The sequence below is a fragment of the Pseudomonas sp. BIOMIG1BAC genome, assembly GCF_001705995.2.
Lineage (GTDB): Bacteria > Pseudomonadota > Gammaproteobacteria > Pseudomonadales > Pseudomonadaceae > Aquipseudomonas > Aquipseudomonas sessilinigenes.
Window position 1 is genome coordinate 6,775,071 of sequence record NZ_CP049045.1, and the last position, 26,095, is coordinate 6,801,165.

Here is a 26,095-nt window from a genome sequence, read left to right on the forward strand (position 1 = left end):
AAACCATGGCCCTACCGGTTTTTCCGGGCCGTTTTTCTGCTAGTGTCGGAACCATTCCTAGCACTCACCGACATTGGACAGGACGACTGGAAAATGGATTTGCGATTGCCTTTGGCAAGCCTTGGCTTGTGCCTGGCCGTACTGAGCAGCAGCGGCTGTTCGCCCAGCGAAGAAAAGAAAGAGGCCAATCTCAAGGACGAGGCCGCCCAGCTGGAAAAGTCCCTGGCGGCCATCCAGGACCCCAAGCTCAAGGACGCGTTCGCCGACCTCGGTGGCTCATTGCTGCTTCTGGAACGCGCCCAGCTCAAGCTCGCCAACAAGCCGATCGAGACCGAATATGCTGATGACGCGCTGGCCTTGCTCAAGCACTACCCGTCTCCCCAAGCGTTGGTGGATACCTACGTCAACGGTCTGTTCGTACTGCGCAAACAATCGAACTCGGACTACCTGACCGACCTGCAACCGGTCTTCCCGTTCAGCTTCAACATCCCGGGGCAGTTCCCCTTCCCCCATGATCTGCAATGGCAATCGGTGACCTTGAGCAACAAGAAGGTGGTTGCCTTCCAACCAGAATGGTCGGAAACCGATTCGGGAATCCAGTTGAGCCCCTCCAGCGCCAACATGACCAACCCGGACGACCTGACCGTGGCCTACCCCTTTGTCGAAGGGCTGGAGATCGACAACAAGAGCCAACCGCAACCTGTCTCCCTGCAAGGCAAGCTGGAAGTGATCGCACCGGGACGGGTGTTGAATCTCGAACTGACCAAGGCCGACGTCGGCAAGCCTCGCAAGGATGGAAACATCACCCTGACCCTGCTGGTCCTGGAGAAAAACGTCGCCGAGATCGTCGTGGACAACAGCACAGCGCTTCCCGAAGAACTCAGCGATGCCTCCGCTACTCCGTTGCTGGCCCAGGCCCGCGATAGCACTGGGCAGGTTCTCTCACGCTCCGGCTCGATCAATGAAGATGCCGAGCAAATTGCCTTTTATCGACAGCAACTGGCCGAGATGCAACAACAGAAGGCCTGGAGCGATGCCTTCGAAAAACAACTGGAAGACGAACAGCAAGCCTTCGACCGAAAGCACACCCGGCACTATGCCAAGGTCTACTTCAACGGCCTGGTGGACAAACTGGAGGTCGCCGTTCTCGACTTCGCCCAGGCCCAGGTCACGCGCAAGGACCTGGACCTGCCCGTGCATCGTTTCGAGAGCAACACCACGGACAAGCTCATCCAACCATTGCCAATGCCGGTGGTGGTCTATGACGACCAGGCAGCCAGCTACCTCAAGGGCGCGCAACTGGACGAGGAATCACTGAAAAAATCAGTCAGCATCAGCCAATCGGTGGAGGATGCCAGTGCGGCTCGCATCGAATTCAACCACCCTCGCACCTTCAACGATGAGCTACTGGGCTCACAGTTCAACACTGGGGACACGCCGCTGACGTTCTTCACCCAGAACGACAAGGGCGAACGTGGCGAACCCATCGAACTGCCGGACGAGGCCATCGAGATCGACGCCATGCGCGGAGTCATCACCTACGACCTGAACCTGTTCCCGGAAACCCCGGCCTACGCCGTCGGCTCGGTTCCACTGTTTCTGGCCAATATCGAGAAAAAGAGCATAGGCACCGAACAATTGCCCAAGGGGCTCGAACTCAAGGGCAATGCCCTGATCGTCGACCAGAAGCTCTTTCCTTCGGACGCCTGGCGCTTCTATGCCAAGGACGCAAGCGGCCAGTACCTCAAGGAGATCCTGGCGGTCTCCCACAGCGCTCCGAATGCCGGTCCAGCGCTGTATGACGTGCACTACTTCTACGGCCAGCCAAGCCAACTGGAAACCTACAACCGCAGTGACCTGAACACCGTGGAATACGGTTTCGAGGTCAAGCTCGACAAAGTCGAGTCAGGACCTCCCGCGCCCTAGCCAAGCGACGGGACCTGTCCTTCAGTGCTCGGGGTGAAACTGGAAGTCACCGCCACTACGTCCCCGGTCCCCGTTCATCTGCCGCAACTGGGCCTGCAAGTGCAGGCACCAGATCTGTGGATCGTCGGCCAACTGGTAGCCATGGGTCGTCAGGCTTTCGACGATGGAGTCGAGGATGGACTCGGCGAGCACTGGACCACAGAACGGTCCCTGGGACTTGATTGCCGAAGGTTGTTCACCAGCCATTCCGGCCGCGAAGAGAAGGGTCCACATACCGTTGTCACCAGCCAGAGGGCGGACACTGCATTCGATACGGGTAACCAGGCCAAGGCATTGGCGAGTGAGGCAAAGGTTGCGCGACATGGCGGCGACCCTCGGTAGATCCACTATTCAGCCTTCAGCCGAAGACTGTTTCGATCCAGCGACGATTGTCGTTCTCCTTGCCCTGAGGATAGAAGAAAAGAGCGATAAACAAAGTTGCCCCATCCAACAGGCGCCGAATGGTCTATTTTGAAAAATTGGCGCCAGCGCATCGACGCCAATGGCGAGGGCACAGGCCCCCGCCATCCACTATCCTCAGGCCGGCTTGGCCTCGGACAGCGCCTCTTGCGCCGACTCCTTCTCCGCCTCCTTCAGGTCTTCCTCGCTGATCATCTCGGCGATGACCCGCAGGCGCTCCACCACTCGGGCATTGACGCTGCCCTCGGGAAACTGCCCATCGGCATCCGGCTCACCGGCAGGCTCGCCCACCAGCAGGCTCAGCGCCTCATCGGCCTGGCGCACCGCATAGACGTGGAACTGCCCACTGCGCACGGCCTGCAGGACCTTCTCGTCGAGCATCAGGGTGGCAACGTTGGCCTGGGGAATGATCGCCCCCTGCTCCCCCGTCAGGCCACGGGCCTCGCATAGGCGGAAGAAGCCTTCGATCTTCTCGTTGACCCCGCCAACCGCTTGTACTTCGCCAAACTGGTTGATCGAGCCGGTAATGGCAAAACACTGCTTGAGCGGCGTCCTCGACAACGCCGAGATCAGCGTGCAGGCCTCGCCCAGCGAAGCACTATCGCCATCCACGTAACCGTAGGACTGCTCCAGGGCGATGCTCGCGGAAATCGCCAGGGGGAACTCCTGGGCATAGCGACTACCCAGGTACCCGGTCAGGATCATCACCCCCTTGGAGTGAATCGGCTGGCCCAGGTTGACCTCGCGCTCGATATCGACGATGCCGCTGCCGCCAGGGTAGACCGTGGCGGAAATCCGCGCTGGCACCCCGAAAGCCGAGTCCCCCACCTCAAGTACGGTCAGGCCGTTGCACTTGCCCACGGCAGCCCCGTCGGTATCGATGAGGATGATGCCGGCCAGCATGTCGTCGAGAATCCGCGCCGAGACGCGCCCGGTACGAGTCGCCTTGGCCTTGAGCGCACGCTCGATATGCCCGGCATCGGTCATTTCGTCCGAGGCCAGGTGGCGGATGAAGTCGGCCTCGCTGACCAGTTGGAACAAATCACCGATTCGCGCCGACAAGCGCCCCTGGTGCTCGGCAAGGCGGGCACTGTAGGTGGCCAGGCGCGCCACCGCATCAGCGGTCAGGGGAGCCATGCCCTCTTCGGAGGTACGGGTCTTGAGCAGTTGGGCAAACTGTTCCAGGCTTTCGTCCACCATCGGGATGTCTTCATCGAAATCCACCAGCACCCGGAACATCTCCTGGAAGTCCGGGTCCAGGTCCTGCAGCGTGTAGTACAGCTGGCGGGCACCGATGATGATCACCTTGACCTGCAGCGGGATCATCTGCGGCGTCAGGGTCACCGTGGCCAGGCGGCCCATCTCCCCCAGGGGCGACTCCATCTTCAGCTTGCGCGACTGCAAGGCACGCTTGAGGGCATCCCAGACAAAGGGCTCGCTGAGCATCTTCTCGGCTTCCAGGATCAGGAAGCCGCCGTTGGCCCGATGCAGTGCCCCAGGGCGCAGCTGTCGATAGGTGGTGTAGAGCGCGCCCTGGTCGGTGCTGTACTCGATCCGCCCGAACAGGTTGTCATAGGTCGGATGGGGCTCGAACACCACTGGAGCACCGCCGCTGGCCGGATGCCCCACCACCAGGCTCGGGCAGTATTGTTCCTCCAGCAGCTTGCGCGCCACAGCGTCGGTCTTGCTGTCGTCCACCAGTTGCTCGACCACGGTCTTGAGCAGATACACCTGCATGGCCTGCAGGTAGCCGCAGACCGCTGCATTCTCCGCGTACTTCTCCGACAACGGCGACAGCAACGGTTGCAGGGCCAGGGTGATGGTCTCCTCGTTGAGCTGGCGCAGTTGGTTGCTCGATTCGCGCTTCCACTGCGGCAGGCTTGCCAGCTCTTCGTTGAGGCGCTCCTCCAGGGCGGAGATATCTTCATGGAAGCGCTCGCGGTCGGCTTCCGGCAACTGGGCGAATTCAGCTTCGTCCAGCGCCTTGCCCTCGTACATCGGCGTGAAGGCGATATTGCTGCTATCGCGGTACAGCGCCACGTCCTTCTCCAGGGCCAGGCGCTCGATCACGTCCAGGGCACGGTCATAGCGCTGGTTGAAGGCCCGGTCGATGGCACTCTTTTTCTGCTGGTAGGACGGATGCTCGAATACCGCAGGGAAAGTCGCCAGCAAGTTATCGATCAGGACATTGATATCGGCGATGAAGCTGCCCGCCGCACCGGCCGGTAACTCCAGGGCCCGCGGCTCGCGCGGCTCATCGAAGTTATTGACATAGACCCAGTCCGACGGCGTCTGCAGGCGCTTGCCTTCGGCCTTGAGGTAGCGCTTGACGAACGAAAAGCGGCCGGTGCCCGGCTCGCCCATGACAAACACGTTATAGCCAGGGCGCGGCATGGCCACGCCAAACTGCAAGGCCTCTACAGCACGTTCCTGGCCAAGCACGCCGCGAAAGGGTTCCAGATCATTGGTGGTAGAGAAGCTGAACTGTTCAGCAGAAAAGGGGCGGGTCAGCGCTTCAGGCGCTAGACGCAAGCTGGCAGCAACAGGATCAGGCATCGGGCTTCCTTACATCAGGCGGGGCGGATGACGGCATTCTGGCGCCGGGTATGCCCGGCTGGCAAGGCACGCCTGGCGGCAAGGTTCAGGCCGCACAGGGACTGTCCCCCCATGCCGTGCACCCCCCGGCCCCAGGCATTGTTTTGTAAATTGTTACGGAACCCAAGGAATCTGCCTAAACTCCAACCTGTGCGGCTGGGTGATAACCGGCCCCCTGGTGCCGGTACGGACCAGTCCCCCTGTCCATTGGTATGCACACAAAGAGAACAACGCTATGAAACGGATCCTTCTCGGTACTCTTTTCACCGTCGTATCCCTCAACGCCATGGCCCAGGCCCCAGGCGGCCCGGATTGCGGCTGGGGCAACATGCTGTTCAAGGGCCAGCGCGGCACGCCGGCGCACTTCCTGGCGTCGACCACCAACGGCACCTCGGGTAACGCGACCTTCGGCATGACTTCCGGCACCAACGGTTGCTCCACCAACGCGGCACTGACCTACGGCGGTAAGTCCTGGTTCGCCATGAACGGGATGATGAACGAGCTCTCCGAAGACATGGCCAAGGGCCAGGGCGAAGCCCTGACCACCTACGCCGTAGTCCTGGGCGTGGCTCCCGAAGACCGCGCGCACTTCGCAGCGGTCACCCACGAACACTTCCAGCAGATCTTCAACAAGGCCGACGTAACGGCCGAAGACGTGCATACCAACACCCTGGCCGTCCTGAAGGGCGATTCGCGCCTGGCCAAGTACGCCACCCCGGTTTAAGTCCGGCTCGCCCGCTCCCCTTGGGAGCGGGCTTTTTTTATCGACCTTGCCCCACCTTGGGTCTTTGTATTTCCGACTTAAGTTGCCCGATATGCTCAAACGCCTTGCCTACCTGGCGCTCTGTGCCTGCGCCCCGTTGTACGCCGCGCCTCACATCGACCATCAACGTTTGCAGCAACTGGCCAACGACCCCTTCTGGATCTCCCTGGGCCACTACGAAACCGCCAAGCTGGGAGGCTGGCGCAGCTATGTCAGCGACCCGAAGTTCTTCCTGGCCGCCGATGGCGCCCATCACCCCGATGCCGAGTTGCAGGCGACCCTGGACGCCCTCTACGCGCCCGCCAGTGCCGGGGAACGACATGCCCAGTGCGTCTATCCAGCCCGTACCCGCTGGCTCAAGGCACAGCTGAAGCTGGACGACCTGCCCAAGGTCGAATGCGCCGAGTTCACCCAGTGGTTCAAGGACGTCGCGCCCCACAGCACGATGATGATCTTTCCGGCCGCCTATCTCAACAGTCCATCGTCAATGTTCGGCCACACCCTGCTGCGTATCGACCAGGCCGACGTGCAAAGCAATCACACTGCCCTGCTCAGTTATGCCATCAACTTCGGCGCCTACATCGAAGGCTCCGACAACAGCATCCTCTATGCCTGGAAGGGCTTGATGGGTGGTTATCCCGGACTGTTCGCCCTGGTGCCCTACCAGGAAAAACTGGCGGAGTACCGCAGCCTGGAGAACCGCGACCTGTGGGAGTACCGGCTGAACCTCACCCAGGTGGAAACCGAGCGCATGGTGGAACATGTGTGGGAACTGAAGCAGATCAAGTTCGACTACTTCTTCTTCGACGAGAACTGTTCCTACCGCCTGCTGGAACTGCTGCAGGTCGCTCGCCCCAGCCTGCGCCTGACCGGCCAGTTCCCACTCACCGCGATCCCCACCGACACCGTCAAGGCAGTCAAGGACGCCGGATTGGTGGAACGAATCGACTATCGCCCATCCAGGGAGCGCGAGTTGCTCAGCCGCGCCCAGCCCTTGAACCCCGAAGAGCAACAATGGGTACTCAAGGTCAGCGCCGACCAGAAACAACTGCAGGACCGCGATTTCAAGGCCCTGCCCCGGGACCGACAAGCCCTGGTCGTGGACGCGGCCTATCGCCTGGAACGTTATCGAGCCAATGGCCAGGAGCGTGATGCCGAACGCTCCCAGCGCAGTTTCGAGCTGCTCAGGGCCATCAACCAGAACCCCGCTCCAGAGTTGCAGATCCAGCGGCCAGGCCTGCCGGAAGACGGCCACCAGTCCCGCACCTGGCAACTCGGGGTCGGCACGCGCGACGACAAGGCCTTTGCCGAGTACGGCCTGCGCATGGCCTATCACGACCTCAATGACAACGCCGAAGGCTTCCCAATGGGCGCCCAGATCGAGATCCTGCAGATGAAGCTGCGCCAGTACGAAGGTAACCACTGGCAATTGCAGCAGCTCGACCTGGCCACCATCCGCTCCCTGACCCCACGTACGCAGTTGCTGCAACCCTGGTCCTGGCAAGTTACCGGCGGCCTGGAGCGGGTACCGGGCAAGCACGACGACGAAACCCTGGTCAGCCACGTCAATGGCGGTGCCGGCGGCACCTGGCAATTGGGCGAGGACACCCTGGGCTTTGCGCTGGGCACGGTACGGGTCGAGCACAACGCCGATTTCGCCGGTTTCATCGCTCCGGCGGCAGGCTTCAACTCCGGCCTGCTATGGAAGAATCCACTGGGCAACTTCAGCCTGGAAGCCAAGGGCGACTACTTCACCAATGGTGAAGTCCGCCGCAGCCTGAGCCTCAACCAGCAATGGGAGCTGTCGCGCAACCTGGGCCTGCGCCTGAGCGCACAGCGGGAGTTCAGCCAACTGGCCAGCCCGGCCAACGAAGTCATGCTCGAACTCAAGTGGTACCACTACTAACGGCAGCTGCGAGCGTCAAGCTGCTAGCGACAAGGTTTTCACGCGTCGCCGACAAATGCCCTTCTAGACTTCACTCATGTGAAGTCTGGGAGTTCCTCGATGTGGCGTTACGCTTGGGCATTGCTGGCACTGGCCCTGATCGGTGGCTGTGAATCAACCCACGAGCATCTGCTCGCGCAGGGCTATCCGCCAGCATTTGCCGACGGCTTCGATGCCGGCTGCGTCAGTGGCCGCCAGGCCGCGGGGTCCATCAGCGGAGAGTTTCGCAAGGACGTGCCCCGCTACCTCGAGGACCGGCAGTATGCCGAAGGCTGGGATGATGGCTTCCGTCAGTGCCAGGCCATGCTGGAAAACCAGGACCGCGAACAGTATCGCGAACGGCATTGGGATGAGCGGGAACGGGCCTGGCAACAGGAAAAGGATCGCGATGCCGCGCGGGCCTATCGCTCGCAATAGGTCGTTTTCAGCTAACTGCAGGGGGTAAAAGCCTGCAACCATGGCTCGACCCTCCAGCCAAGGAGCACACCATGAGCCGCGCTTTCGTCAACGAGGACCAGGCAGCCGCCCAGGCCGAGCAACCGATCGAGCGCCAGGTCAGCCCGCACCCCAACTATGTCACGCCCCAGGGCCTGGTGGAGCTTCAGGAGAAAGTCGCTCAGCTGCAACTCCAGCATCAGCAACAAAGTGACTTGCGCGATAGCGCCGATCCGCAGCGCCTGGCCGACCTGGAGCGAGACCTGCGTTACTTCTCCCAGCGCTTGCGCAGTGCCCAGGTGGTGACAGCCACCGCCACCGACAAAGTACAGATCGGCAGTCGGGTGACCTATGTCGATGAACTGGACGACCAGCACAGCGTGCAGTTGGTCGGCGAAGACCAGGCCGATGCCGCCCGCGGCCTGGTCAATTGGGCCTCGCCCCTGGGTCGGGCACTGTTGGGCGCGCAACCTGGGGACGAAGTTCTGTGGCAGCGACCGGCCGGGGACCGGCTGATCGAAATCATCCGTATCGAACCGGCCTGAGTCGCCTCAGACCACGCCCTGGGCCAGCATGGCATCGGCGACTTTGACGAAGCCCGCGATATTCGCGCCCTTGACGTAGTTGACCCGACCGTTTTCTTCGCCGTAGTGGACGCAGGCGTGGTGGATCGACTGCATGATGGCGTGCAGCTTGCTGTCCACCTCGCCGGCGGTCCACAACAGGCGCATGGCGTTCTGCGACATCTCCAGGCCACTCACCGCTACGCCACCGGCGTTGGAAGCCTTGCCCGGGGCAAACAGGATGCCGGCGTCGATGAAGATATCCACAGCCTCCAGGGTGGTGGGCATGTTGGCCCCCTCGGCAACACAAGTGCAGCCGTTGCGCAGCAGGGTCCGGGCGGCCTCGGCGTCCAGCTCGTTCTGGGTCGCACACGGCAGGGCAATCTCGCAAGGCAGGTCCCAAGGCGTCTTGCCAGCCCGGAACTCCAGGCCGAAGCGACCAGCCAGCTCGCTGATGCGCCCGCGCTGGACGTTCTTGAGTTCCAGCACCGCTTGCCATTGTTCTTCGCTCAGGCCGGACTCGCAGTACAGGGTGCCTTCGGAGTCCGACAACGAGATCACCTTGCCCCCCAGGTCCATGACCTTGCGGGCGGCATACTGCGCAACGTTGCCGGAGCCGGAGATCGCCACGCGCTTGCCTTCGACCCGATCGCCCCGACGCTTGAGCATTTCCTCGGCGAAGTACACGCAACCAAAACCCGTGGCTTCCGGGCGGATCAGGCTGCCGCCGTAGCTGATGCCCTTGCCGGTCAGTACCGAGGTGAACTGGTTGCTCAAGCGCTTGTACTGGCCAAAGAGGAAGCCGATTTCCCGGGCACCGACACCGATGTCCCCGGCCGGTACGTCCACGTCCGCGCCGATATGCCGGTACAGCTCGCTCATGAAGGCCTGGCAGAAACGCATGACCTCGGCGTCGCTCTTGCCCTTGGGGTTGAAGTCCGAGCCGCCCTTGCCGCCGCCCATGGGCAGGGAGGTGAGGGAGTTCTTGAACGTCTGCTCGAAGGCGAGGAATTTCAGCACGCCCATATTGACCGACGGGTGGAAACGCAGGCCGCCCTTGTACGGGCCGATGGCGCTGTTCATCTGGATACGGAAGCCACGGTTGACCCGGACCTTGCCTTGATCGTCGACCCAGGACACGCGAAATACCACGGCGCGCTCCGGCTCGCAGATCCGTTCGAGAACACCGGAGTCCAGGTAATGCGGGTTGGCCTCGAGAAACGGCCACAGGCTACGCAATACCTCTTCCACCGCCTGGTGGAATTCGGGCTGGTCCGGATCGCGCTTTTTCAGGCGGGCGAGGAAGTCTTCGACGGATTCGATCATGGAAAGTCTCAGCAGATTTATTGTCGTTAAGGGGGAGATTTGCCAAGGACTTTATCAACTCAACCCGCACCGCGACAGCGCAAAATGTCGCAGATATGAATTTAAATGGTGCATTTAATATAAATTTGTTGATTTTGCTGGGCTTGAGCGCACTGAATTGGTGACAAAAAGTCGCAGGTTTGCACTCACTTTGAACGTCATTCGCCCCACTGGATTTACCGGAAAACATCGTTCCGGGCATAAAAAATGTCCGCTGTCAAGCTTCTAGGTGAGCGATGCAGCGCGACGATAGGGCTTGTGGGACAACAGGTTAGGCCAATTTCTGGCTTCTGCGTGTCGTTGCCGTTTTTCAAGCTAGGTGTCGTATAGGCGCTTCGCGATAGAAAGCGTAAGAGCGCCGTAGCGTGCAAGATCGCATCGATATCACGCCTTGAGTTGCCACAAGACTTCCTCAAAAGCGAAAGCGCAGCCCGCAGGCTGCGCTTTCATTCTGGGCAGTGGTGGCTGCGCCGACATCGTCAACTCGATTTCGGAGGCTCAGTCTTGCTCGTGCCCCCCTTCCTGAATCCCCGATCTCCAGCCATGAACGCTTCCAGCATATGCGGGATTAGCGTCGCCGCGTCGACAGCCTCGCCATACGCCTGCGCGTGTAGCGCGGCGTAGCGGTCGAGGTCGGCTTTCAAACTGGTCGGGCAAACGAAAGTCAGCTTGGTGCTCTCGGTCTTCGGCAGCGGGCCGAGTCGCAGCTTCTTGGTCGTGCTCATCGTGAAGTCCCCCGGTTGAAGAACAGCGGCTGGTACGGCCGCAGCACCAGATCCCGGTTGACGATGATGCGAACCGGCAGGCCCGGCCGTTGCGTCAAGGTCGGCTGGATGTTGAGGTTGCGCCGGGTCATCTCCTGGCCGACCTGATTGATGCTGTCCTGCGCGCTGTCGCGCCCAGCGATGATGACGCGATCACCATCCTGCCGGTTCTCCGGCGCGGCCAGCTCGGCACCGACGCCCAGCAGCGTGGTGAGTGCCGCACCGGCAAAGATGCGGCCCCAGTGGTAGTCCACATCGTCCTCCAGCCCGGCATAGCCGGCTGGGTCGGTGCCGGCCAGGTTGTCGAGCGTGAGCGAAGACGTGTCCGGCAGGATGATCCGGTTCCAGACGACTTGAACGCGGCTCTGCCCGTAGCTGACCTGGCTGTTGTATTTGCCCAGGATGCGCGAACCCTGCGGAATCAGCAGGAAGCGCCCGGTGGCTGTGTCATAGACCGGCTCCGTCACCGTGGCGATCACGTCGCCGGGCAAGTCCGACTTGATGCCCGTCACCAAGGCACCTGCGACCACTGTTCCGGCCATAACCTGATACGGCGAAATTGGCAGAGTCAGATTGCCGGAATTACGGGTTTCAGTGGGGCCAGCTTTCATGAAAGCCTCTTTCTGGTCTTGCCGGTTTTGCACCGCTGTCGGGTCAGCAGGTTGGGCCGCCGTGGAGGCCGGCCCGGCCGCCAGCGGGTCAAACGCCGCATTGGCGGCGAAGCCCGGCGCAGCGGCCACCTGTGTCTGCGCTACCGGCGCCGCATTCTGCCCACCCGAGCGGAAGAACACGGACGAGGCCGCGGCCGCCTCGGCTTCTTTTCGCAGGGCATCGTTCGGGTCGTGACCGGGGGCCGCGTAGACAGCCGTCGCCGGCTGCTGCGACTTCACGATAGCCGGGCCAAGATCGCCCGGCAGCGGTGGCCCTAGTTCGGGAACGGCAGGCGGCAACGCCGGCGGCAGCTTGGAATAGTCCGTCGGCAGCGCATCCAGTCCTTCCGACTTTGACACGCGATCGACGTTGTAAAGCTCGGTCTGCTCGCCTGTGCTGCGTCGATGAGGTTGCAGCGACCACATCAGCGCGCCGAGCACGGCGACCGCTAGGACGCCGGCAAGGATGGCCAGCGAGCGCCGGTTCAGGCGTGTGACTGGACGCGGCTGGGCGCGCAGCGCCACTGCCTCCGGCGCCACCTTGTCCGCCTGCGGCGCGGCAAGGTCGGGAGTGTCATCCTGGCTCATGGTCAGTTCCTCCGTGCAACACCATCGGTGCGCTCGATCCGCACCACGTCGCCGCCATCGCCGCCCAGCCGCAGTTCGGCCGCGCCGAACAGGCGATCCACGACGTAGTACGGCGAGCGAAAACGGTAGTTCACCAGTTGCCCGTCGCCCTGCGCGCCGATGACAAACAGCGGCGGCAGCTCGCCCTGGGCGATGCCCGGCGGGAACTGGATATAGACCTTCTCTCCATCATCGAAGGCGCGCAGAGGCTTCCACGGCGGGTTGCTGCCCGATACCGCGTAGCGGAAGCGGATCTTGTCCAGCGACAGGCCCGTATCGACAGGCGTTGTTGCCTGCGCTGCCTGCGCCTGGCGCTGCAACGCGAGCATTCGGTCTTTCGGATAGTCCCAGGACACCGACGCCATCCATGCCCTCTCGGTCGAGGTCAGCTCCAGCAGGTAGGTGCGCCGACTGGTGGTGATGACGAGATTGGTTTTCAGACCGGAGCGGATAGGCTTGACCAGCACATTGACGCGCAGATCGGCCCCGCCGCCGCTGGACGTGTCGCCCACGATCCAGCGCACGGTATCGCCGGCGGCGACCGTTACCAGTTCCTCGCCCGGTTGAAGCGAAACCACCGTCACGCGCCCCGGCGACGCATAGACCTGATAAAGCGCGCCATCGGTGAACGGCCACACCTGAATCGCGTTGACGTAGCCCTCACGGGTAGGCGCGATACGCGCTTCTGCATTGGCACGGGAAACGCGCACCTTTTCGTCGGCCGGCTCCGGCGCAACGGGGGCCTCATCGAGTTCCGGCAGCGGCTTCAACTGCGCCGGCAGCGCCAGCGGTTCAGGGACGGCGACGACTTCGACGGGCGTGGGCGGTTCGGGCAATGGCTGGGCCAGCACCGGCTCGTCGAGCAAGATGGACGGCGGCGGCTTGCCCTGCGAGGCGCAGCCCGCGAGGGCCAGAAGCGTCAAAGGAAAAACGTAAAGGCGGAAACGAAGTTTCATGGTTTGGCTCCTTCGGAAGAATCCAGTTCGCGGCTCCATGACAGGCCGTTGACGTAGATGCCCAATGGGTTCTTGCGCAGGCGCTGTTCAGTACGCGGGGTTTGCAGGACGGTCGAAAGCACGGCGTTCCAGCGTTCGGTGCCGGCGGGCGCACCGTTGACATAGCGCTGCTCTGTCCAACGCACGTTGAAAGACGTGTCGCTGGCGCGAACCACGCTGGTGATCTGCACCGTCACCGATTCCTTGCCGATGCGGGCGAATGGGTCATTGGTGCGGGCGTAGTCGTTGAGCACCGCCGCGCCCTTGTCGGTGGTGTAGTCGTAGGCATCGAGCCAGTTCTGCCGCACCACGATGGGGTCGATGGACAGCGAGCGAACCAGCGTCACGAAGCGCGCCAGGTGGTGCGCGATCTGCGCGTCGCCGGGCCGATACGGCGTAGCGGCCTTACCTACAGCGCGCACCTGCCCGGCCTGATCGACCTCGATGACATAGGGCGTCACGATGGACTGCGCCGAGCGCCACACCAGGCCGCCGGCCATCAACAGCGCGAGCACTAGGCAGCCGAAGGCCATCAGGCGCCAATTCTTCGCCTGCACGCGGGCGGAGCCGATACGGTCGTCCCACACCTGGGCGGCGGCTTGATACGGGGTGGCAGGCTGCGGCGTATCGGCGTAGCGCACCTGCGGTCGTTTGAATCGCATGGGTGTTCTCCTTGAAGATTAGGTATCCGAATCCCGCAGGCTCGGGCCTTGCCCGGAGCCGCCGCCGTCGCCGCCGCGCAGCGTGTGGGCGGCAGTGGTCGCGGCATGGGTGGCTTGCTGGCGGCGGTGCATCCGCTTGGCCCAGGCAGGCTGCTCTTGCTTCTGCGAGCCTGCGGTGCTGTCCGCGGCCTGGCCGGGGCCGGCACCGTCGCTGCCGGCTTCTGTGCCGTTCCAGCCGGCGCGGAAGGAATCGGTCATCTTCTGCCCCGCAGCGGAAGCACCAGAGGCGACGCGGCGGCCTGCGGCTTGTGCGCCAGTCTTGGCGACATTGCCGAAGCCAGCCACCGCGCCCTTGGCACCGCCGCTGGCCGCAGTGGCACCGGCCTGGAACGCCGATCGGGCACTGCCGGCCGCCGAAGTCGCGGCACGCGCGCCGGCACCGGCCAGCTTTGCGGCCGCCGGGGCCATTCGTGCACCTGCCATGACGGCGCCGCCCACGCCCGTTGCGGCGGCCCCGATCGCAACGCCGGTGCCGACAGCCCCGACCGCAGCACCAGCCATCGCGCCCGCACCAAGCTGCGGCGCACCGGACACCAGGCCGGTGGCGATACCGGGGCCGAAAATGCCCAGCGCCAGCAGCGCGAGCGAGGCCAGCATCACGACCAGCGCGTGGTCGATGGATGGCTCGTCCGGATGCACCTGGAACTCGGCGAACAGGCCGGAACCGATGCCGACGATGACGGCCAGCACCAAGACCTTGATGCCTGACGACACCACGTTGCCTAGCACCTTTTCCGCGAGGAACGAGGTCTTGTTCCAGAGTGCAAACGGGATCAAGACGAAGCCGGCGAGCGTGGTCAGTTTGAACTCGATCAGCGTGATGAAAAGCTGTACCGCCAGCACGAAGAAGCAGAGGATCACCACCAGCCAGGCGATGAACAGCACCACGATGGGGTCGATGTTCACGAACACCTCAGGGAACCCAGCCATGTCCCCGATTTGCTCCAGAATCGGCGCGGCAGCGTCGATGCCGGTTTTTGCCAGGCGGCCCGGCTGAAGGAAGTTCTCCATCGTGATGGCCGAGCCGGTCGCGGTAATCCCCAAGCCGGCGAACGAGCGGAACACGATGCTCGCCAGCCAGTTGAAGTTGCCGATGATGTAGGCGAACGCGCCGACATAGAGCACCTTGCGCAGCAGCTTGGCGATCACGTCGTCTCCCTGGCCGGTGGCGTGGCTCATGGCCCAATACAGGCCAGCGATCGTCATGTCGATGATGATGAGCGTGGCGGTGAGAAATGCCACTTCGCCCTGCAATAAACCGAAGCCCGAGTCGATGTAGCGCGAGAACGTATCGAAGAAACGGTCGATGATGGTCACGTCGTTCATGGCGAATCCTCGGGCGGAGTGAGCGGAGCGGCGCCCTCTGGCAATTCATCTGCGGGCGTATCGAAGCTCGGCGGAATCGGCAGGAGTTCAGCCAGCGAGTTGTATTCGTCCGGCCCGGTATAGCCGGCGAAAAAGCGCCGCCGGAAGGCTTCGGCGGCGGCGCGGCAGGCATCCTCGCCCACGGCCTGCCGGTCGGCCGCGCATTGCCCGCGCAATGCCTTGAGCCGCACCGGATCTGCGGCCAGGGCGTCGGCCAGGTTCTCGGCCGGCTGCTGGCCGCACGCGGTCAGCAGCACGGCCAGCAGGACGGAAGCGCATCGCATGGCCGCCTCCGGTCAGTTGTTGTAGAAGTTGACGGACTGCGGCGTGTACGGCGTGCCGGTGCCGAGGAAGCGCCGCCGCACTTCGCGGGCGCGCTCCATAGCCGCCGCTTGCCGCGCCAGTTCCAGCGAAGCGGCCCGGTCTTGCGTGATCTGGAGCTGCTGCGACTGGATCGACTGCTTGGCCTGCAAAGCCAGGAGCTGGTTCGTCGCCTGCATCGCTTGCAGCGCGCCGGTGGCCGACTGGCTCTGGCTCACGAGGTCGGCCAGCGCGCTTTCGTCTTGGGCGAGGTTCTGCGACACCTGCGCCTGCATCCGCATCGCGGTATGCAGGCCGTTCAGGGTGTTCTGCCAGCGTTCGCGGGCATCCTGTGCCATGCGGTCGCCGCTGATGGTGGCGGCGTACTGTTCCGGGTACAGGCGGGCGAACGTGGCATCCATGCTCTGCACGTCGTAGGCCAAGCCGCGCGCCTCGGCGATCAGGCGCTCGGTGGTGGCGAGCGTCGAGCGCAGGCGGTTGACGATGTTGAAGTCGAGATTTGCCAGGTTCCTGGCCTGGTTCATCAACATCTGCGCCTCGTTCTGGAGCTGGTTGATCTGGTTGTTGATCTGTTCCAGCGTGCGCACGGCGGTCAGCGTGTTCTGCACGAAGTTGGACGGGTCGAACACCGTCAGCGCGGATGCGGGCTGCACGGCCAACATCGATACCGACAGCACGGCAGCGAGTGAGACGGAGAGCAAACGGGGCTTGGTCTTCATGGCGAAACCTCCAGCGGTTGAGAAGCGAGAAAGGAAGCTGCCGCCTGAGCGGACGGCAGCAGGTCGGCGGCCCAGCCGAGGCCGCGATGACGCAGCCACGCGCCGGCGAAGCCTGGAGCGCCGGCCTGCGTCAGCATGCGGTCAATGTCGCGTTGGTCTTGAGGGGTGGATGCGCCCGCGAATGCGAGCGCGACAGGCCCCAGGTCGAGGTCGAAAAGGCGGTTGCCGAGGCGCGACTGGTAGTAGTAGTCGCGCTTGGGCTGCGCGGTGGCGACGATCTCGATCTGCCGGCTGTTCAAGCCGAAGCCTTCGTAGATCGAGCGAATCTGCGGCTCGGTCGCCTGCGGATTAGGTAAGAAAATCCTGCTCGCACAGCTTTCGATGATGGCTGGCGCGATGGTCGAGTCCTTGATGTCGGCCAGCGACTGCGTGGCAAAGATGACGCTGACGTTCTTCTTTCTGAGCGTCTTGAGCCATTGCCGGATGCGGGCCGCGAAAGATGGCTCATCAAGGAATAGCCACGCTTCATCGAGGATCAAAAGCGTGGGCGCGCCGTCGAAACGTTCGTCGAAGCGGGCGAACAGGTAGCGCAGCACCGCTTGAACGGCGGCAGGGCTGTGCATCAGTTCTTCCATCTCGAAGCCCTGCACGTCTGCCATGCCCAGCCGGTCTTGGTCAGCGTCCAGCAGCTTGCCGTGTGCGCCGCCCAGCACATAGGGCGCGAGCGCTTGGCGCAGCGCGTTGGACTGCAATAACACCGACAAGCCGGTCATGGTGCGCTGCTCCGCCGGCGCACCGGCAAGGCTTCTCAGCGCCGACCAGATGGCAGCCTTCTCGTCCGGGCCGACCGTCACGCCTTCGTGCAGCAGCCGGCCCTCCACCCATTCGGCGGCCCAGGTGCGGTAGCCCTCCTGGGCAATTCGTGCGAGTGGCTGGAAGGCGATGCCGCCATCGGCGCCGAGGTCATAGTGCTCACCGCCAAGGCCGAGGATGGTGGCGCGCATCGAGCGCCCCATGTCGAAGGCGAAGATCCGCGAGCCGAAGTAGCGCCGGAACTGCATGGCCAGGATGGCGAGCAGTACTGACTTGCCCATGCCAGTCGGCCCAGCGACAAGGGTGTGGCCCACGTCGCCGATGTGCATTACCAGCCGGAACGGCGTCGCACCATCGGTGCGTGTCACGATCAGCGGCGGGCCGTCGAGGTGGTCGTTCTTCTCCGGCCCAGCCCATACCGCTGACAGCGGCATCATGTGGGCCAGGTTCAGCGTTGAAACGATGGGCTGACGCACGTTCGCGTATGCGTTTCCGGGAATCGAAGACAGCCAGGCATCGACGGCGTTCAATGTTTCGGGGATCGTCACGAAGCCCCGGCCCTGGATGACGCGCTCCACCATGCGCAGCTTCTCGTCGGCCACGGCCGGGTCGGCGTCGAGCACCGTCACCGTGGCGGTGAGGTAGCCGAAGGCAACTTGGTCGCTGCCCAACTCCTGCAAGGCGGAGTCGGCGTCAGCGGCCTTGTTGCTCGCATCGGTATCCACCAGCGGGGATTCCTGCTGGAAGATCGTCTCGCGCAGCAACGCGACGACGTTCTTCCGCTTCGCAAACCATTGACGGCGCAAGCGGCCGAGTTCCTTTTCCGCCTCGGCTTTGTCCATGCAGAGAAAGCGTGTGCTCCAGCGGTAGCCAAAGCCCAGGCGGTTGAGGTCGTCCAGAACCCCCGGCCACGTCGAGGTCGGAAAGCCTCGCACCGACGCCACGCGCAGGTGTTGGTCGCCGAGCATGGGCGCAAGGCCACCGACCAAGGCGCAGTCGGCCAGCAGCGCGTCGATATGAAACGGCACGTCGGGCACGTCGACGCGGTAGCGCCGCGTGGACACCGTGGCGTGCAGGTAGGTCAGCGTCTGGTTGTCATCGAGCCAGGCAATCTCCGGCATCACGCCATCGAGCAGATCGAATACCCGATCGGTTTCCGACACGAAGGCATCGAGCCGGCCACGCCAGTCCACTCCGTCGCCTGGCGAGTTCTCGTAGAGCAGCTTGGCAGCGCGGGCACGCGATTCCTCGGGCGGCAGAAACACCATCGTCAGGTGATAGCCGCTCTCGAAGTGGTGGCCCGATTCCTCAAAGGCGGCGCGGCGTTCCTCGTCCACCAGCCAGGACAGTGGCTCGGGAAAGTCCGAGTGCGGATAGTCTGCCGCTGGCCGGCGCGCGGCTTCGATGAACAAGGCCCAGCCTGAACCCAGGCGGCGCAGCGCGTTGTTGAGCCGCGCCGATGTGGCGATCAGCTCGCCCTGCGTGGCGCTGTCCAAGTCTGGCCCGCGAAAGCGTGCGGTGCGCTGGAATGAGCCATCCTTGTTCAGCACCACGCCTGGCGCGATCAGCCCGGCCCAGGGTAGCCAGTCGGCAAGCAAGGCCGGGCGCTGACGATATTCGGCAAGGTTCAGCATGCGATCCTCCTCACACGTCCAGCAGCGGCTTGTGCTTGATGTGGCGCGCGAAGACCTGCATAAACTGCGGATCGACGCGCGCACCCCATACGGCCAGCGAGTGGCCTACGATCCAGAGCACCACGCCGAGAATCCACAGTTGCAGGCCCAGGCCGACGGCGGCGGCCAGCGTGCCGTTGGCGATTGCCACGGTGCGCGGTGCGCCGCCCAGCAGTATTGGCTCGGTCAGCGAGCGATGCAGCGGCACCTCGAAGCCTGGAAAGTCGCTGGCCGCACTCATACGACGGCCCCGCCGGAGAACGAGAAGAACGACAGGAAGAATGAGGAAGCGGCGAACGCGATGCTCAACCCGAACACGATCTGGATCAGCTTGCGAAAGCCGCCGCTGGTGTCTCCGAAGGCCAGCGCCAGTCCCGTGGCGATGATGATGATGACCGCGACGATGCGTGCCACCGGCCCCTGGATCGACTCCAGAATCGACTGCAAGGGCCCCTCCCACGGCATCGAGGAACCGGCGGCCTGCGCCGTCCCGGCCAGCAACAGCAGCAGCGCGGCCAGCAGCAGTCCATGACCCGCAGGGCGGGTGAGGCTGCACAGCGGCGCCAGGCCGGACAGGCGAGGAGGCGGATTTACGGAAAAGCGGAAAGAATCAACATGCGTCATGGCAGTTCTCCAAGTCGGTTGGGGGGGCGGGGATGTGCAGCGGCGTCAGCTGCGAGAGGAACCGGCGTCAGCTCCGGAAACGGCGTTTCCAGTGCGTCCGCCAGGCGATAGCCCGTGTCGTCGAAGCCGACGACACGGGCTATGGTTTCGACGTGGCGCTTGCGGCCGCGTCCGGCGATGTGGATGACGACGTTGACCGCCTCGGCGATCAGCGCCCGCGGCGGATTCACAGCGACTTCGAGAATCAGCTGTTCGAGGCGCAGCAAGGCGCCCAGCGCGGAGCCGGCATGGATGGTTGCAATGCCGCCGGGGTGGCCGGTGCCCCACACTTTGATGAGGTCGAGGGCTTCGCCGCCGCGCACCTCACCGACGATCACGCGGTCAGGCCGCAGACGCATCGTGGCTCGCACCAGCTCGGTCATGGTGACGACGCCGGCGCGGGTGCGCAGCGGCACATGGTCGCGGGCCGCGCATTGCAGCTCGATGGTGTCTTCGAGCACCAGCACGCGGTCGCCTGTGGCGGCGATCTCGGCCAGCAGCGCGTTCGCCAGCGTGGTCTTGCCGGTGCTGGTGCCGCCAGCGATCAGGATGTTCTGCCGCTCGCGCACGGCGCGGCGCAGGAACTCGGCCTGCCCGGCGGTCAGGATGCCGTCGGCCACGTAGCGATCCAGGCCGATGATGCTCACGGCCCGCTTGCGCAGCGCGAAGGCTGGCCCCGGGGCGGCCGGAGGCAGGATGCCCTCGAAACGCTCGCCGGTCTCCGGCAACTCGGCGGTCAAGAGCGGCTGGCCGCGATGCACCTCCGCACCGACATGCGCGGCGACCAGGCGGATGATGCGTTCACCATCGGCCTCGGGCAGCTCCACGCCCAGCGGCGAGCGACCCGACGACAACCGATCCACCCACAGGGTGCGATCGGGGTTGAGCATGATTTCCACCACATCCGGGTCTTCGAGCGCAGCGGCGATCAGCGGCCCCATTGCCGTGCGCAGCATCTGGATGCGGCGATCCTGGGACGCTGCTGCGGATGAGCGAGGTTCGGGCGGGATCTGTGGAACGGCACTCATGATGCACGCTCCGCAGTTCGTTCATGGGCGGACGCCATCACTGCTGCGTCATCCATCCGCATCGGATCGGGGTGCAGTTCCTCCACCACGTCGCGCACCAGACTGCGGCCGCGCAGAAGGTGGCGGCCCAACTGCTCGACGAACTGCTCGAAGCGCACCTTGCCCTGGGCGCGTGCCGCATCCTGATGGGCTTCGGGCACCGGCGTGCTGACGGTCAGGAAGTAGCGGATGAACAGCGCGAGCGTTTCGATCTGGATGTTTTGGTCGCGCTCCAGGCGTTCGGTCTGCCGCGACAGTCGATCCAACCGCTTGGCAATGGCGGCCTCGCGCTGGTCGCCAGCATCGGGCGACAGCCAGGACGCCAAGGCCGCTGCGACGATGGACGACTTGGACACGCCTTTCTTGGCGGCCAGTTCGTCCAGGCGCTGGGCGTGCTCGGGCTGGATGAAAAGATTGAGGCGGTATTGGCTCATAGGTCGATTCCGTCGTTGGGGTCGAGGGAAGCCAGCCGGGCCGTGCGCTGCATGGCCGGGTCGAGCTGGCCGGGAAGCGGCAGCGCCAGGTCGTCGTCATCGAGCAGCGCCAAGTCGTTCGCATGTGCGTCCGGCTCAGGGTCGTAGGCGACGGTTTCGGAGAGTTCGGGCTGGCGGCGCGGGCCGCCGTCGTCGGTGCCGCCCAGGCCATCGGCGGATGCCGAGGCCGGCGCCGCAGGTACGGCCGGGATCGCCAAGCCACTCCAGTCGTCGGGGCGGGCTGGCGGCGCGTCGGTGTACCTCCCGGCTACGAGCGCGGGCGGTGGCAGGACGCGATTCTTGAAATTGGCGTCGGCGTAGTAGCGCAGCTTCTTCGCGCGGATCGGGGCAACGCTGGACACCATGACCACTGCGTCATCAGGTGGAAGCTGCATCACCTCGCCGGGCGTCAGCAGCGGACGTGCAGTTTCCTGACGCGACACCATCAGGTGCCCCAGCCACGGAGCGAGCCGGTGGCCGGCGTAGTTGCGCTGCGCGCGAAGCTCGGTGGCGGTGCCGAGGGTTTCTGAAATCCTTTTCGCCGTCCTTTCGTCGTTCGTGGCGAAAGTCACCCGGACATGGCAGTTGTCGAGGATGGAATGGTTCTGCCCATATGCCTTGTCGATCTGGTTCAGGCTCTGAGCGATGAGAAAGCTGCGGATGCCGTAGCCGGCCATGAAGGCAAGCGCGGACTCGAAAAAATCTAGGCGACCCAGCGCCGGAAACTCGTCCAGCATCAGCAGCAGCTTGTGCCGGCGCGCGATGCCATCGCTGCCGTCGAGCGATTCGGTCAGCCGCCGCCCGATCTGGTTCAAGATGAGCCGGATCAGCGGTTTGGTGCGGCTTATGTCGGAGGGCGGCACCACCAGATAGAGCGATACCGGGTGCTCGGCGGAAATCAGGTCGGCGATGCGCCAATCGCAGCGCGATGTGACTTCGGCCGCGGTCGGGTCGCGGTACAGGCCGAGAAACGACATGGCGGTGGAGAGCACGCCCGATCGCTCGTTGTCCGACTTGTTGAGCACTTCGCGGGCAGCGGATGCGACAACCGGGTGAGGCGCATCGCCCAGGTGCTTCGTCGTCATCATCCGGTGCAGCGTCAGCTCGAACGGACACGCCGGGTCGCTGAGGAAGTTGGCGACACCGCGCAGCGTCTTGTCCTCGCCTGCGTACAGTACATGCAGGATGGCGCCAACCAGCAGCGCGTGACTGGTCTTTTCCCAATGGTTCCGGCGTTCGAGTGCGCCATCGGGATCGACAAGAATGTCGGCCACGTTCTGCACGTCGCGCACTTCGTGCGCGCCGCGCCTCACTTCCAGCAGCGGGTTGTAGGCTGCCGACTGCGCATCCGTGGGGTTGAACAGGAGGCAGTGGCTAAACCGCGAACGCCAGCCTGCGGTGAGCGTCCAGTTCTCGCCTTTGATGTCGTGAACGACGACGGATGCGGGCCAACTCAACAAGGTGGGAACGACCAGGCCCACACCCTTGCCCGAGCGCGTTGGTGCGAAGGTCAGGACGTGTTCCGGGCCTTCATGGCGGAGGTACTGGCCGCGATGCAGCCCGAGGAAAACCCCGTCGGGCTGGATCAGCCCAGCTTTGCGTATGTCTTCCGCATCGGCCCAGCGTGCCGAACCGTAGGTGGTGACAAGGCGCGCTTGCCGCGAGCGCCACACCGACATGGCGATGGCGACCACCACGGCCACCAGACCACTTCCACCCGCGATGGCCCCGCCGATATCGAAGACGTGCGGCGCGTAGGCATCAAAGAAGAACCACCACTCGAACAGCCGCCAAGGGTGATAGACCGGGGTTCCAAAGAAGTCGAACCATGGCGAGCCAAGGCGTAGTTGATAGCCCAGGACGGCGGCTGTCCATTGCGTTGCACCCCACACGCCGGCGATCACGATGCCGAATACGGCGGCGATCTGCCCGAACAGTACGCCCTGAGCTTGCATTGACTGGCCTCCGATTTCCCTGCACTGATTCCTCGTTCAAAAGCGGCACAGGAACGTGCCGCATAGAGCGAGGATCGGTGCCGGGTGGGTGCCCGTCAAAGACCGTTTTGAGCACAACGGTCGAGGGAAAAGAAAGAATGAGCGGCGGGGCGAGTCGAAGACAAACGCCGCAAACTACAGCACCCTATGGCGCATTTGGAGTTTCCAAGAGGTTGCCCAGAAAAAAATTCTCGCTGGGTCTTGCTCCCCTCATGAGCAGAATCTAGATATCATGGAAAAGAATTATTTATTGAAATCTTGATAAGAATGAAAGATATGAAGAGCATGGATCTCAACTTACTCAAGGCGCTGGACGTATTGTTGGACGAACGCAACGTGACACGGGCGGCAGCACGTCTTGGACTAACCCAACCGGCCTTGAGCGGCATGCTTGCGCGGCTGCGTGAAAGCTTCGGCGACCCGCTGTTCGCGCGTGCGCAGCGGGGCATCGTTCCGACGCAGCGGGCGCTAGACATAGGGATATCTGTCAAACAGGTGCTAGCGGAAATCGACGCGCTGCTCCAGCCACCTTCTTTCGACCCAGCCACCGCACAACTGACCTTCTCCATCGCCGCGACGGACTATGCGCTGCGTGCCATTGCTGTCCCATTTCTATCGGCACTCAAACAGCACGCACCGCGCGTTCGAGTCTCATTAGTGCCAGTCGAGAGCGGACTGCTACAGAACCAGCTTGAGCGCGGTCAGATCGATCTAGCCCTCCTGACGCCAGAGATCACTCCGCCAAATCTGCATGCCCGAGAGCTATTCAAGGAGCACTACGTGTGTGTCCTGCGGGAAGACCATCCAGCGGCTATGGGGCGCAAGCTGACAGTTAAGCAGTTCTGTGCTCTCGACCATGCGCTTGTTTCCTACGATGGTGGAGGTTTCCGCGGCGTCACCGACGATGCGCTAGAACAGTTGGGCAAACAACGAAGCGTCACACTGTCGGTCAAGAGCTTTCTGATCTTGCCAGACATCCTGCGTGCCAGTGACATGGTTGCGATCTTGCCGAGCCGCTTGGTCGCCGGTATGGACAAGCTGGCTATCTCCCTGCCGCCGGTGAAGATACCGGGGTTCACCAAGACGGCTGCTTGGCACGAACGCACCCATCACGATCCAGCACATCGCTGGATACGAGCACTGCTGTTCACTTCCTGTGCTAACAACAAGTAGGCAAGATGGCTCTCATCGTCATGCTCAGCACAACTCTGCCTCGCACTACAAATATGCAATCAGCCGGCTCAATTGGAGACGGACCCTTTCGTAGCACCGCTGCGAGATAGCCTTGTCGGCGGATGGCAGAACCTAGACGCTGATATCAAATTATATGATTTCAAAAATAAAAAATTAGTATTTCACTTATTTCACAGGGAGGATCATGATTGCTCTATGACCACTTGAATGACGCAGCCACCCCTGTTGCGTCATTGACATTTTGTGAAGGAGCTTCGATATGAGCAAGCAACAGAACGCCATCCTCTGGCCCGAAGGCTACACGCCGGGCTTTACTGAGAATTTCGCCTCTAATGAGATCATCGCCGCCGGCTTGAGCGCGGCCGACGTATGGCCGCTACTCGTCACACCATCGCTGTGGTCAAGCTACTACGCCAACTCGGCTAACGTGCGCTTTCATGGCGGCAAAGGCCCGGTACTGGCCGACGGCGATCGATTTTATTTCGAGACCTTCGGCTTCCCGGTAGAGGGGCAGTGCAACGAGTACGTGGCACCTGCGGATGGGCAACCCGGCCGCGTGGCCTGGCACGGCTGGTCCGGCGAGGAAGGCACAGATACGCGCCTGGATGTGCATCACGCCTGGCTGGTCGAGAACCTGGACGGCGGGCGCGTGCGCATCCTCACGCAGGAAACGCAGAAGGGCAAGCCGGCCGAGGAGCTGCACAACGCCAAACCCAACCCGATGATCAACGGCCATCAGGACTGGCTCGACAGCTTGGTCGAGACAGCGCGCAAAGCCAAGCAGGCGTAATGGTCGCTGGCCGCTTGATCCCAAGCGTCTGAACTGAGAAAACCATGATGGGAACTCCCCTCGAGATTCTGCTGGTTTTGACTTCGCAGGCAACGATGGGCGACGACCCGCGCCTGACCGGCGTGTGGTTCGAGGAACAGTCCACCCCGTACTACGCCTTGGTCGATGCAGGTGCCAATGTGGATATTGCGTCAATCGCCGGCGGCGAGATTCCGGTGGATCCTCATTCCATAGCGAGCGAAGGCATGAACCCGCCGAGCGTGGAATGCTTCCTCGATGACAAGGTGTCGATGGACAAGCTCGAAGGCTCGCTGAAGATCGACAGCATCGCCCCGGAAGGGGGTGCGGTGATGTTCCTGCCCGGCGGCCATGGCACCATGTGGGACTTACCCGGAGCGGGGCGCTCGTCAATCTGCTGTCGGGCGCTTGGGCTGACGGCAGGGTGGTCGCGGCGGTCTGCCACGGCCGAGCCGGACTGGTTAATGTCAAGGAAGCGAATGGCCAGCCGCTGGTTGCCGGCCGTCGCGTCAGCCCCTTTGCCAAACGCATGAGCCGCGAGACTGGGCTACCTGTGGCAGTGAGTTGGGGCATCGACCATCCGCGAATGGCCGAGCACGTGATCGCTGGCAGGTAGATGGGTTTGGTGATTCTTGGCCGCGCCATGCTAGCCAACCCACACTCTTTCTCCACCTTTGCAGGAGCTGAAGGTGGAGCACCCGGAATGGCTGCTCCACCGCCTTACGCGCACTGGCTCGAACTCTCCCGAGGCTGCGGCAAGCTCACCACATATAACGACTAGGAGGAGGTGACCGTGCGAGTTCCCAGAACCCGATCCAGTCTGTGTCGCAGGGTGTCCCAGTGACTACGCTATCAAAGGAGCTAGTACTCAACTCGATAACTTGAGCGTGATAACGCCCAGGATGATCAGCGCCACGCCAAGGTATCGCATCAGGGAGGTTGGGTCGCCATAGAAATGAATTCCGACTAAGAACGTTCCCGCCGCTCCGATACCCGTCCACACCGCATAAGCAGTCCCAATCGGTATCTGACGCTGAGCAAGCCATAGGAAGGCGCCGCTAATTGTCATGAAAGAGACGGCTACTGCGACCCCACTCCAACGCGATGTTGGCTCTTGCGCCATTTTCAGCCCGACCGGCCATCCGATTTCAAACAATCCAGCCAAAACAAGATAGATCCAGCCCATTGCAATTCTC

General features: G+C 63.1%; 25 protein-coding genes. 8 read left to right on the top strand and 17 right to left on the bottom strand.

The features are described 5' to 3' along the window. Nucleotides 1-93 precede the first annotated feature (93 nt). On the top strand, nucleotides 94-1,926 hold the full coding sequence (locus tag ATY02_RS31520; RefSeq protein ID WP_068581008.1) for a hypothetical protein: 1,833 nt from the start codon (nucleotides 94-96) through the stop codon (nucleotides 1,924-1,926). 21 nt (nucleotides 1,927-1,947) lie between these two features. Here the strand turns inward: ATY02_RS31520 and ATY02_RS31525 are convergent, their stop codons facing one another. Continuing rightward, complete coding sequence (locus ATY02_RS31525; protein WP_068581011.1) at nucleotides 1,948-2,289, bottom strand: hypothetical protein; 342 nt, start codon at nucleotides 2,287-2,289, stop codon at nucleotides 1,948-1,950. Between the two features lie 213 nt (nucleotides 2,290-2,502). Next, entirely contained in the window at nucleotides 2,503-4,941 is a 2,439-nt protein-coding gene (locus tag ATY02_RS31530) for a Lon protease family protein (protein WP_068581014.1), read from the bottom strand. Between the two features lie 274 nt (nucleotides 4,942-5,215). Between ATY02_RS31530 and ATY02_RS31535 the strand changes: the two genes are divergently transcribed. The 4 genes from ATY02_RS31535 (at nucleotide 5,216) to ATY02_RS31550 (ending at nucleotide 8,668) form a co-directional block, all read left to right on the top strand. Then, entirely contained in the window at nucleotides 5,216-5,704 is a 489-nt protein-coding gene (locus tag ATY02_RS31535) for a DUF3015 domain-containing protein (protein ID WP_068581017.1), read from the top strand. Between the two features lie 91 nt (nucleotides 5,705-5,795). After that, nucleotides 5,796-7,649: a DUF4105 domain-containing protein gene (locus ATY02_RS31540; RefSeq protein WP_068581020.1), complete on the top strand. Its 1,854-nt coding sequence runs from the start codon at nucleotides 5,796-5,798 to the stop codon at nucleotides 7,647-7,649. 99 nt (nucleotides 7,650-7,748) lie between these two features. Next, nucleotides 7,749-8,105, top strand: coding sequence for a hypothetical protein (locus ATY02_RS31545; RefSeq protein ID WP_068581023.1), 357 nt, complete (start codon nucleotides 7,749-7,751; stop codon nucleotides 8,103-8,105). 71 nt (nucleotides 8,106-8,176) lie between these two features. Beyond that, nucleotides 8,177-8,668, top strand: a complete 492-nt coding sequence (locus tag ATY02_RS31550) for a GreA/GreB family elongation factor (RefSeq protein WP_068581025.1) — start codon at nucleotides 8,177-8,179, stop codon at nucleotides 8,666-8,668. A gap of 6 nt (nucleotides 8,669-8,674) precedes the next feature. Here ATY02_RS31550 and gdhA read toward each other — a convergent pair whose 3' ends face one another. The 14 genes from gdhA to ATY02_RS31620 all read right to left on the bottom strand — a co-directional run bounded on the left by gdhA (nucleotide 8,675) and on the right by ATY02_RS31620 (nucleotide 22,858). Beyond that, nucleotides 8,675-10,012 carry an NADP-specific glutamate dehydrogenase gene (gene gdhA / locus ATY02_RS31555; RefSeq protein ID WP_068581028.1) on the bottom strand — a complete coding sequence of 446 codons (1,338 nt, stop codon included), beginning with the start codon at nucleotides 10,010-10,012 and terminating at the stop codon, nucleotides 8,675-8,677. Between the two features lie 518 nt (nucleotides 10,013-10,530). Then, the gene (locus ATY02_RS31560) at nucleotides 10,531-10,776 is read right to left on the bottom strand and encodes a DUF2274 domain-containing protein (protein WP_034018438.1); all 246 of its coding nucleotides are present in this window, start codon (nucleotides 10,774-10,776) and stop codon (nucleotides 10,531-10,533) included. Next, a complete protein-coding gene (locus tag ATY02_RS31565) occupies nucleotides 10,773-12,053 on the bottom strand; it encodes a TrbI/VirB10 family protein (protein ID WP_164823730.1) in 1,281 nt (426 codons plus the stop codon). The genes ATY02_RS31560 and ATY02_RS31565 overlap by 4 nt, the downstream gene beginning before the upstream one ends. A 2-nt stretch (nucleotides 12,054-12,055) precedes the next feature. Then, nucleotides 12,056-13,048, bottom strand: a complete 993-nt coding sequence (gene trbG, locus ATY02_RS31570; RefSeq protein WP_164823731.1) for a P-type conjugative transfer protein TrbG — start codon at nucleotides 13,046-13,048, stop codon at nucleotides 12,056-12,058. Continuing rightward, nucleotides 13,045-13,749, bottom strand: coding sequence for a conjugal transfer protein TrbF (trbF, locus tag ATY02_RS31575; RefSeq protein ID WP_006378793.1), 705 nt, complete (start codon nucleotides 13,747-13,749; stop codon nucleotides 13,045-13,047). Before trbF ends, trbG begins: the two co-directional genes overlap by 4 nt. Nucleotides 13,750-13,767: 18 nt before the next feature. Then, the gene (gene trbL / locus ATY02_RS31580; RefSeq protein WP_068596007.1) at nucleotides 13,768-15,135 is read right to left on the bottom strand and encodes a P-type conjugative transfer protein TrbL; all 1,368 of its coding nucleotides are present in this window, start codon (nucleotides 15,133-15,135) and stop codon (nucleotides 13,768-13,770) included. Then, entirely contained in the window at nucleotides 15,132-15,458 is a 327-nt protein-coding gene (locus tag ATY02_RS31585) for a hypothetical protein (protein ID WP_068596004.1), read from the bottom strand. Before ATY02_RS31585 ends, trbL begins: the two co-directional genes overlap by 4 nt. Before the next feature lie 12 nt (nucleotides 15,459-15,470). Then, nucleotides 15,471-16,214: a P-type conjugative transfer protein TrbJ gene (gene trbJ, locus ATY02_RS31590; RefSeq protein WP_164823732.1), complete on the bottom strand. Its 744-nt coding sequence runs from the start codon at nucleotides 16,212-16,214 to the stop codon at nucleotides 15,471-15,473. Beyond that, entirely contained in the window at nucleotides 16,211-18,661 is a 2,451-nt protein-coding gene (trbE, locus tag ATY02_RS31595) for a conjugal transfer protein TrbE (RefSeq protein ID WP_164823733.1), read from the bottom strand. Before trbE ends, trbJ begins: the two co-directional genes overlap by 4 nt. 10 nt (nucleotides 18,662-18,671) lie before the next feature. Further along, on the bottom strand, nucleotides 18,672-18,941 hold the full coding sequence (locus ATY02_RS31600; protein ID WP_068587373.1) for a VirB3 family type IV secretion system protein: 270 nt from the start codon (nucleotides 18,939-18,941) through the stop codon (nucleotides 18,672-18,674). Continuing rightward, nucleotides 18,938-19,324, bottom strand: coding sequence for a TrbC/VirB2 family protein (locus tag ATY02_RS31605; RefSeq protein WP_068587371.1), 387 nt, complete (start codon nucleotides 19,322-19,324; stop codon nucleotides 18,938-18,940). The genes ATY02_RS31600 and ATY02_RS31605 overlap by 4 nt, the downstream gene beginning before the upstream one ends. Next, nucleotides 19,321-20,391, bottom strand: a complete 1,071-nt coding sequence (trbB, locus tag ATY02_RS31610) for a P-type conjugative transfer ATPase TrbB (protein ID WP_164823734.1) — start codon at nucleotides 20,389-20,391, stop codon at nucleotides 19,321-19,323. The genes ATY02_RS31605 and trbB overlap by 4 nt, the downstream gene beginning before the upstream one ends. Beyond that, complete coding sequence (locus ATY02_RS31615) at nucleotides 20,388-20,864, bottom strand: CopG family transcriptional regulator (protein ID WP_068605611.1); 477 nt, start codon at nucleotides 20,862-20,864, stop codon at nucleotides 20,388-20,390. Before ATY02_RS31615 ends, trbB begins: the two co-directional genes overlap by 4 nt. After that, nucleotides 20,861-22,858 carry a conjugal transfer protein TraG gene (locus ATY02_RS31620; protein WP_164823660.1) on the bottom strand — a complete coding sequence of 666 codons (1,998 nt, stop codon included), beginning with the start codon at nucleotides 22,856-22,858 and terminating at the stop codon, nucleotides 20,861-20,863. Before ATY02_RS31620 ends, ATY02_RS31615 begins: the two co-directional genes overlap by 4 nt. A 315-nt stretch (nucleotides 22,859-23,173) precedes the next feature. On the opposite strand from ATY02_RS31620, the gene ATY02_RS31625 reads away from it, so the two are divergent. The 3 genes from ATY02_RS31625 to ATY02_RS31635 all read left to right on the top strand — a co-directional run bounded on the left by ATY02_RS31625 (nucleotide 23,174) and on the right by ATY02_RS31635 (nucleotide 25,432). Then, nucleotides 23,174-24,070 carry a LysR family transcriptional regulator gene (locus tag ATY02_RS31625; protein WP_228022240.1) on the top strand — a complete coding sequence of 299 codons (897 nt, stop codon included), beginning with the start codon at nucleotides 23,174-23,176 and terminating at the stop codon, nucleotides 24,068-24,070. A gap of 280 nt (nucleotides 24,071-24,350) precedes the next feature. Further along, nucleotides 24,351-24,881, top strand: coding sequence for a polyketide cyclase (locus ATY02_RS31630; protein ID WP_034018433.1), 531 nt, complete (start codon nucleotides 24,351-24,353; stop codon nucleotides 24,879-24,881). A 44-nt stretch (nucleotides 24,882-24,925) separates the two neighbouring features. Next, nucleotides 24,926-25,432, top strand: coding sequence for a hypothetical protein (locus tag ATY02_RS31635; protein WP_052157317.1), 507 nt, complete (start codon nucleotides 24,926-24,928; stop codon nucleotides 25,430-25,432). A 335-nt stretch (nucleotides 25,433-25,767) separates the two neighbouring features. Here ATY02_RS31635 and ATY02_RS31640 read toward each other — a convergent pair whose 3' ends face one another. Next, the gene (locus tag ATY02_RS31640; RefSeq protein WP_000539741.1) at nucleotides 25,768-26,085 is read right to left on the bottom strand and encodes a DMT family transporter; all 318 of its coding nucleotides are present in this window, start codon (nucleotides 26,083-26,085) and stop codon (nucleotides 25,768-25,770) included. Between the last annotated feature and the right edge of the window lie 10 nt (nucleotides 26,086-26,095).